6 protein-coding genes are annotated in these 8,128 nt (G+C 68.8%); all 6 read right to left on the bottom strand.

Going from position 1 to position 8,128, the window contains the following annotated elements; translation table 11 throughout:
- Nucleotides 1-87 precede the first annotated feature (87 nt).
- The 6 genes from ABT130_RS32085 to ABT130_RS32110 all read right to left on the bottom strand — a co-directional run bounded on the left by ABT130_RS32085 (nucleotide 88) and on the right by ABT130_RS32110 (nucleotide 7,880).
- Complete coding sequence (locus ABT130_RS32085; protein WP_350961706.1) at nucleotides 88-1,998, bottom strand: TIGR03960 family B12-binding radical SAM protein; 1,911 nt, start codon at nucleotides 1,996-1,998, stop codon at nucleotides 88-90.
- 55 nt (nucleotides 1,999-2,053) lie between these two features.
- On the bottom strand, nucleotides 2,054-3,217 hold the full coding sequence (gene rodA / locus ABT130_RS32090; RefSeq protein WP_350928838.1) for a rod shape-determining protein RodA: 1,164 nt from the start codon (nucleotides 3,215-3,217) through the stop codon (nucleotides 2,054-2,056).
- A 79-nt stretch (nucleotides 3,218-3,296) separates the two neighbouring features.
- Nucleotides 3,297-5,360: a penicillin-binding protein 2 gene (gene mrdA, locus ABT130_RS32095; protein WP_350961709.1), complete on the bottom strand. Its 2,064-nt coding sequence runs from the start codon at nucleotides 5,358-5,360 to the stop codon at nucleotides 3,297-3,299.
- Nucleotides 5,361-5,408: 48 nt separating this feature from the next.
- Nucleotides 5,409-5,936, bottom strand: a complete 528-nt coding sequence (gene mreD / locus ABT130_RS32100) for a rod shape-determining protein MreD (RefSeq protein WP_350961712.1) — start codon at nucleotides 5,934-5,936, stop codon at nucleotides 5,409-5,411.
- A 4-nt stretch (nucleotides 5,937-5,940) separates the two neighbouring features.
- Complete coding sequence (gene mreC, locus ABT130_RS32105) at nucleotides 5,941-6,849, bottom strand: rod shape-determining protein MreC (RefSeq protein WP_350928832.1); 909 nt, start codon at nucleotides 6,847-6,849, stop codon at nucleotides 5,941-5,943.
- Nucleotides 6,849-7,880 (bottom strand): rod shape-determining protein, encoded by a 1,032-nt coding sequence (locus ABT130_RS32110; RefSeq protein ID WP_350961715.1) that lies wholly within the window; start codon nucleotides 7,878-7,880, stop codon nucleotides 6,849-6,851. Before ABT130_RS32110 ends, mreC begins: the two co-directional genes overlap by 1 nt.
- Between the last annotated feature and the right edge of the window lie 248 nt (nucleotides 7,881-8,128).

Here is an 8,128-nt window from a genome sequence, read left to right on the forward strand (position 1 = left end):
CGTCGGGAGCGGGTTTCAGGGTGGTGTCGTCCTTCCAAAGTCGTGGTCGTCGTCTCTTGGGTGGGCGGCGCTCACGCACCGCCTACCTCAGACAACCGTCAGTGGCAGCAGCTTCTTCCCGGTGGGCCCGATCTGGATCTCCGTCCCCATCGTGGGGCAGACGCCGCAGTCGTAGCACGGGGTCCATCGGCAGTCTTCGACCTCGACGTCGTTGACCGCGTCCTGCCAGTCCTGCCAGAGCCATTCGCGGTCGAGACCGGCATCGAGATGGTCCCAGGGCAGGACCTCGTTCTCCTCGCGCTCGCGCGTGGTGTACCAGTCGACGTCGACGCCGACCTTGGCCGCGGCGTCCATCCAACGCTGATAGGAGAAGTGCTCGCTCCAGCCGTCGAACCGGCCGCCGTCCGCCCACACCGCGCGGATGACCTCCCCGACCCGGCGGTCGCCCCGAGACAGCAGACCCTCCACGATCGAGGGCTTGCCGTCGTGGTAGCGCAGGCCGATGGCCCGGCCGTACTCCCTGTCACCGCGCAGGGCCTCCTTCAACGCCCTGAGCCTGCGGTCGACCGTCTCGTGGTCGGCCTGGCCGGCCCACTGGAACGGGGTGTGCGGCTTGGGAACGAAGCCACCGATGGAGACCGTGCAGCGGATGTCGCGCGACCCGGTGGCCTCTCGACCGGCCTTGATGACCTTCTTGGCCAGGTCGGCGATGCCCTCGACGTCGACGTCCTCCTCGGTGGGCAGGCCGCACATGAAGTAGAGCTTCACCTGCCGCCAGCCCTGGGTGTACGCGGTGGTGACGGTCCTGATCAGGTCTTCCTCGGTGACCATCTTGTTGATCACCTTGCGCATCCGCTCGGAGCCGCCCTCGGGGGCGAACGTCAGACCGGAGCGTCGGCCGTTGCGGGAGAACTCGTTCGCCAGGTCGATGTTGAACGCGTCGACCCGGGTCGAGGGCAGCGAGAGCGAGGTGTTGGTGCCCTCGTAACGATCCGCCAGTCCCTTGGCGACCTCACCGATCTCGGAGTGGTCGGCCGAGGAGAGCGACAGCAGGCCGACCTCGTTGAAACCTGACGCCTTCACGCCCGCCTCGACCATGTCGCCGATCGTGGTGATCGAGCGCTCACGCACCGGACGGGTGATCATGCCGGCCTGGCAGAACCGGCAACCTCGGGTGCAGCCGCGGAAGATCTCCACGCTGAACCGCTCGTGCACGGTCTCGGCCAGCGGGACCAGCGGCTTCTTCGGGTACGGCCACTCGTCCAGATCCATGACCGTGTGCTTGTGGATCCGCCACGGCACACCCGACCTGTTGGGTGCGACGCGCTGGATACGGCCGTCGGGGTGGTAGTCGACGTCGTAGAACTTCGGCACGTAGACCCCGCCGGACTCGGCCAGCCGCATCAGCAGCCCGTCGCGCCCGCCGGGCGAGCCCTCGGCCTTCCACTCGCGGATGACCTCGGTGATCGCGATGGCGATCTGCTCCCCGTCGCCCAGCACGGCGGCGTCGAGGAAGTCGGCGATCGGCTCGGGATTGAACGCCGCGTGACCGCCGGCCAGGACGATCGGATCATCGTCGCCCCGCTCCGACGCCTCCAGCGGGATGCCCGCCAGATCCAGCGCGGTCAGCATGTTGGTGTAGCCGAGTTCGGTCGAGAAGGAGAGACCGAACACGTCGAACGCCCGTACCGGACGGTGCCCGTCGACCGTGAACTGAGGTACGCCCTCGACACGCATGAGCGCCTCCAGGTCGGGCCAGACCGCGTAGGTCCGCTCGGCCAGTGTCTCCGGCAGCTCGTTGAGGATCTCATAGAGAATCTGGACGCCCTGGTTGGGCAGACCGACCTCGTAGGCGTCCGGATACATCAACGCCCAGCGAACCGTGGTCTCGTCCCAATCCTTGACGGTCGAGTTGAGCTCACCTCCGACGTACTGGATCGGCTTCTGCACTCTGGGCAGGAGCGCTTCCAGGCGGGGAAACAGCGACTCGACAGACATGCCATCAAGAATATCCGCCTGGAGAGAGTGCCATAGGCAGTCACCCATGCGGGCGCTAGAAAGACTGCCGGCGCATGTGAATCGCCTGAAGCATCCCAAAAGCAATCATGTTGGCGAAGGTGGCGGTACCGCCGTAGGAGACGAACGGCAGGGGAAGACCGGTGATCGGCATGATCCCGACCGTCATCCCGATGTTGACGAACGACTGGAAGGCCAGCCAGCACACGATCGACCCGGCCACCAGCGTGCCGAACCGGTCCTCGCACTCCCGCGCGATCCGCACCCCCCGCAGCAGGATCACCCCGAGCAGCGCCACCACGGTGACCGAACCGAGGAAGCCGAACTCCTCCCCCGCCACCGTGAAGATGAAGTCGGTGTGCTGCTCGGGTACGAAGCGGCCGGTGGTCTGGCCGCCCCCGAACAGCCCCTTGCCGAACACCTCTCCCGACCCGATCGCGATCAACGACTGGGTGCTGTTGTAGCCGACCCCGCGCGGATCGCTGGCCGGGTTGAGGAACGCGGTGAACCGAGCGATCTGGTACGGCTCCAGGATGTCGAGGAACCACACGGCCGCCCCCGCGCCGAGCACCCCGAGGGTGAGCCCGCCGATCCAGCGCTTGCGGGCGCCGGCCACGACGATCGCACCCGCCGTGATCACCCCGATGACCATCGTGGTTCCCAGGTCGGGCTGGAGCATCACCAACCCCATGGTGAAGGTGGCCACCACCAGCGCGATCACGACGTCGAAGCTCCTCGGCCGGTCGGTGCCGCGGGCGGGCTGGGCCAGCAGCATGGCGAGCATCAACACCAGGCCGAGCTTGGCGAACTCCGAGGGCTGGAACGCGAAACCACCACCCAGCATGATCCACGAGTGTGCGCCGTTCACGGTGCTGCCGAGGGGTGTGATCACCAGAAGCAGCCCGATCAGCGTCACGCCGTACACCAGCGGCGCGAAGGTTCTCAGCGTCCGGTGGTCCAGCATCGCGGCCGTACCGGCCAGCACGGCTCCGATGACGAGGTTGAGGATGTGCTTCTTGACCAGTCCCGTGGAGCCGGCCGCCCATGTCCTGGTCGAAGACCAGACCAGCATCGTGCCGATCACTCCCAGGGCGGTTACGGCGACCAGCATCACCCCGTCCATCCGGCCCACCGCGGTGGCCGCCGCCACCGTCCTGCCGGCCAGGGACGCCCTCGGCGGTGCGGCCGCCGCCCGGTTCACGCCGCTCTCCTGGCGGACGTCACCGCCGACGCCGTCACGGACACCACCGCGGACGGTGTCACCGATGCCACAGCGGACCTCATCGCGCCACCGTCCCGTCTTTCGCGATCACCGGAAGCGCTCTTACCGGGCGCCCGCCCGGCAGAATCGGGGAGGCCTGCTTGCCGTCGGGCTTGAACCCGAAGATGCCCTCGTAGATCTTCCGCACCGCCGGAGCCGCGGTCTGGGCGCCCATCCCGCCCTGGGACACCATGGCGACGATCACGAACTGCGGCTTGTCCGTCGGGGCGAACGAGGCGAACCACGACGTGTCGGCCTTGCCGTAGACCTCGGCGGTGCCGGTCTTTCCGCCGACCTTGACCTTGTTCATGGGAAACCCGACAAAGGCCCCGGCCGCGGTGCCGTCGGAGGCGACCTCGCTCAGCGCCCCCTTGATGTAGGCCCGCTCCCGTGGTGAGAGCGGCAGCCTGCCCACCACCGGCACCTCGATCTCCTTGACCTTGGTGCCGTCGGGACGCACCAGCGCCCAGCCCAGCCGGGGGCTGCGCAGCCTGCCGTCCCCGACCAGCGCCGCGTAGGCCGCCGCCAGCTGCAGCGGCGTCACCAGCACGTCGCCCTGCCCGATGGAGAAGTTGGCGGCGTCACCGGGCCGCCACTGGTACCCCTCCAGGCAGTTCTCGTACGCCAACCGCTTGAGGAAGGCGGCCCTGCTGGGGCTGCTCCTGGCCACCTCCGGGTAGCCGGTCCTGGCCCGCTTGCAGTTGGTGTCCTTGGTCACCGACCAGAGCGCCTTCTTCCACGCCCGGTCAGGAATCCGGCCCGCCGACTCACCCGGCAGGTCGATGCCGGTGGGTCGGCCGAAACCGTAGGCGCGCGCCATGGCCGCCATCGGTTCCTTGGTCCTCCCCTTGGGATTGAGCCCGCCGTCGCGCAGCCACTGCTCGTAGGCCGCCCGGTAGAAGATCGTGTCGCAGGACTTCACCAGCGCCGTGTGCAGGGTGAGCGTTCCCAGCCCGATACCCCGGAAGTTGTTGAACGGCCGGTCGCCCACCATGAAGGACCCCGGGCAGTCGTACTGGCCGTGCAGCGGGTAGCCGTCCTTGAGCATCGCCGCCACCGACGACACCTTGAACGTCGAACCAGGCGCGAACTCGCCCTTGATGGCCCGGGAGACCAACGGCTTGCCCGCCTTGCCGGACAGCAGGCGCTGGTACTGCGCCTCGGAGATTCCCCCGGTCCAGATCGCCGGATCGTACGTCGGCGCGCTGGCCAGAGCGACGACCCTGCTCGTCTTCACATCCAGCACCACCGCCGCCGCGCCGTCCGCCGTGGGCGCGCCCTTCATCGCCTCGGCCAATGCCTTCTCCGCTGTGGCCTGCACCCTGGAGTCGATGCTGGTGATGAGCGTGTCGCCCGGCACCGGAGACACGTGCTGCTCCACCCCGATGACCTTGCCAAGCCGGTCGACCTGCACCCGCCGCATCCCCGGCGTCCCACGCAGCGACGCGTCGTAGACCGACTCCAGGCCGTCCCTGCCCACCAGGTCGACCCCGGAGAACGCCGCTCTGAGCCCGTCGCGCCTGTTCAGCTCCTCCTGCGTGATCGGCTGCAGGTAGCCGAGCGCCTGCGCTCCCGCGCTCCGGCTCGGATACTCCCGTACCGCCTGCACCTCGGCCGTGACCCCGGGGAACTCCTCCTGCCGTTCCAGGATCTGCAGGGCCTCGCGCGTGGTGACATCCGCGTCGATGGGGATCGGCTGGTACGGAGAGCCCGGCCAGCAGGGACGGGCGACCCCCGGCCCGCATGCCCTGATGCGCTCCCGTAGCTCGGCGGGGCGACGGCCGAGCACGGCGGCCAGCTTCTCGAGCACCTCCTTGCCGTTGCCCTCCATCCGGTTCAGGCGGGTGCGGTCGACCGAGACCACCAGCGTGGTCCGGTTTCGGACCAGCGGACGGCCCGTCGAGTCAAGGATCTGCCCGCGTACCGCGGGAACGACGACATCGCGCGTGCGCGTCTCGGTGGCGGCCACCACGTACTCCGGACCGCGCACCACCTGCACCTGCCAGAGCCGGACAGCGAGCAACGCCAGCATCGACACCACCAGCAACTGCACCACGACCAGCCGCCCCCGCATCAGGCCCATGCTCGCTCCTCCTCACCGCCGCTCACGTGCCCCCCAGCACGAGGTGCCTCACAAGCGGCTCCGCATGACGTATCCGAGCACCTGGACGGGGCGCGGCTCCGGCCCGCAGACGAGCCTTCGCACCACCCACACCACCGGCGACGCGGCAAGCAGGTTGTAGAGCACCGCCTGCGGCAGCGTGGTCGTGAGCATGGGCACGCCGGTCCGTGGGTCTCCCAGCAGGGCGCCGGTCGCCACCGCGATCACCGGACCGGCGACCGCGCAGGCCAGCGCCGCGAGCGGCCCCGCCCCCGGATGGCTCTCCACCGCGCGCCCCGCGATGAAGCCGACGAGGCAGAGCACCAGCGCGTGGTGCCCGAACAGGTGCGCGGCCGGCGGCAGCACATCGCTGAGAAGCCCGGCGGCGAAACCCATGGCCGCCCCCGCCGCCGCACCGCGGGCCAGCGCGTACCCCACCACGGCGAGCAGCACCAGATCCGGCGCGGCCTGCCCCGGCAGCGGCAGCCTGTTGACGACGGTCACCTGGAAAATCATGATTCCCAGGAGCAGCGCCACGAAGATCGCGTTGCGCCCCATCCCGTCAGACCCCCTCTCGCTGGAAGCGGGGAGGCGCCGCCTTTCGCGGGCCGGAGGGGAGCACCGCGTCACGCGGGTCCCGGCGCGGCGCCTGCACCACCACGCCGACCACGTCCAGCGCGGTGAGGTCGGCGTACGGCCGCGCGTACGCGATACGGGTCAGCTCACCCGGCGTGGCCTCCACCCGCTCCACCACCCCGATCGGCACCCCCGCCACGTACGGCGTGCCGCGCTGGGAACCGAAACTCACGATGCGGTGGCCGGGGATGATCGGCGCGGTCGAGTCGAGCAGCCGGAAGCGGACCAGGCGGCCGTTCTCCCCCACCCCGTGCACCACCCCGATCTCGTTACTTCCCTCCAGCCGGGCTCCGGCCGCCGAGGCGGGGTCGCTGAGCAGGACCACGGTCGAGGTGGACGCGCCCACGTGGATCACCCTGCCGACCAGGCCGTCGGCGTTCAGCACCGTCATCTCGGTGCGCACCCCGTCGGCGCGTCCCACGTCGAGCTCGACGGCCTCCTCGAACCCGGGAGCCCCGCGCCGAGCGATCACCTGGGTGGGCAGGATCTTGTATCCGCCGGTGCCCGAGACCCCGAGCAGCTTGCGCAGTTCCTCCGAACGCCCCCGGTCGAGGCTCTGCGCCACCAGGTCCCGCTTGAGCCGCTGGTTCTCCGCGAGCAACTCCTCGATCCGTCCACGCGCGGAAGGAGCCTCGGTCATCGTCTCGAAGAACTCGCCGACCGGCCGCACGATCCCCGACCCCACACTCTCCGCGGTGCCGAACAACGTCGTGCCGACCATGCGGAGCGGCCCGAACGGGGACTGCGCGGCCGAACGGTGGTCGATGGTCACGAGCACGAGCGCGGCGGCCAGCAGCAGCCCCAGGTTGACCCGTGCCCGGCGGGTGTCCTTCATCAGTGCCGCGGCTCGGGAACCAGGACCTGCTGCAGTGCGTCGAAGTCCTCGACGCACTTGCCCGTACCCAGCGCCACGGAATCGAGGGCGTTGTCGACGAGGTGGATCGGCATGCCGGTCTCGGCCTTCAGCCGCTCGTCCATGCCCTTGAGGAGCGCCCCGCCTCCGGTGAGGGCGATCCCCCGGTCCATGAGGTCTCCGGAGAGCTCCGGCGGGCACTTGTCAAGTGTGGTCTTGACCGCGTCGACGATCACGTTGAGCGGTTCCTCGATGGCCTTGCGGATCTCGGCCGCCGACACCACGATCGTCTTCGGCAGGCCGCTGACCAGGTCACGTCCCCTGATCTCGGCATGGCTCTCCTCCGGGAGCACACAGGCGGAGCCGATGGCCATCTTGATCTCCTCGGAGGTGCGCTCGCCGAGCATCAGCGAGTACTCCTTCTTCGCGAAGGCGATGATCGCCTGATCGAGCTCGTCACCGCCCACCCTGATCGACTGGCTGGTGACCACACCGCCCATCGAGATGATCGCCACCTCGGTGGTGCCGCCGCCTATGTCGACCACCATGTTGCCGGTGGGCTCGTGCACGGGGAGCCCGGCGCCGATCGCGGCGGCCATGGGCTCCTCAACGATGTAGACCCTGCGGGCGCCCGCCTGGTATCCGGCCTCCTTGACCGCCCGCTGCTCGACCCCGGTGATCCCGCTCGGCACGGCGATGATGATGCGCGGCTTGGCGAAATGGCGGCGCTTGTGCACCCGCTGGATGAAGTAGCGCAGCATGCGCTCGGTGACGTCGAAGTCGGCGATGACACCGTCCTTGAGCGGACGGATGGCGATGATGTTGCTCGGAGTGCGGCCTATCATCCGCTTGGCCTCGATGCCAACGGCCACGATCTTCCCAGTGATGCTGTTGATCGCTACGACGGACGGCTCGTTGAGCACGATTCCGCGCCCTCTGACATACACGAGGGTGTTCGCGGTGCCGAGGTCGACTGCCATGTCACGGCCCAAAAAAGCAAGATTGCTGCCCATGAGGAAGGCTGGCCTCCTTCCGTCAGGTCGTCGGCGAAAACTACGGAACGCACTCGAATCGTAACGTGACGCACCCACCCTTGAGCGCAATGAGCCGGCCTACCGCAGCAAAATCTTGGGTTAGCCAAATAGGTCGGGCCCCGCCCGGCCCGAGGACGGCGGGGGCCGCCAAAAACCAAAAAAGCGGGCGCCGAGAATCGAAACGGGGAGAAGATATTTTTATCCCATGCGGCGGGATAGGGAGAGGG

The sequence above is a fragment of the Streptosporangium sp. NPDC001681 genome, assembly GCF_040298085.1.
Classification (GTDB): Bacteria; Actinomycetota; Actinomycetes; order Streptosporangiales; family Streptosporangiaceae; genus Streptosporangium.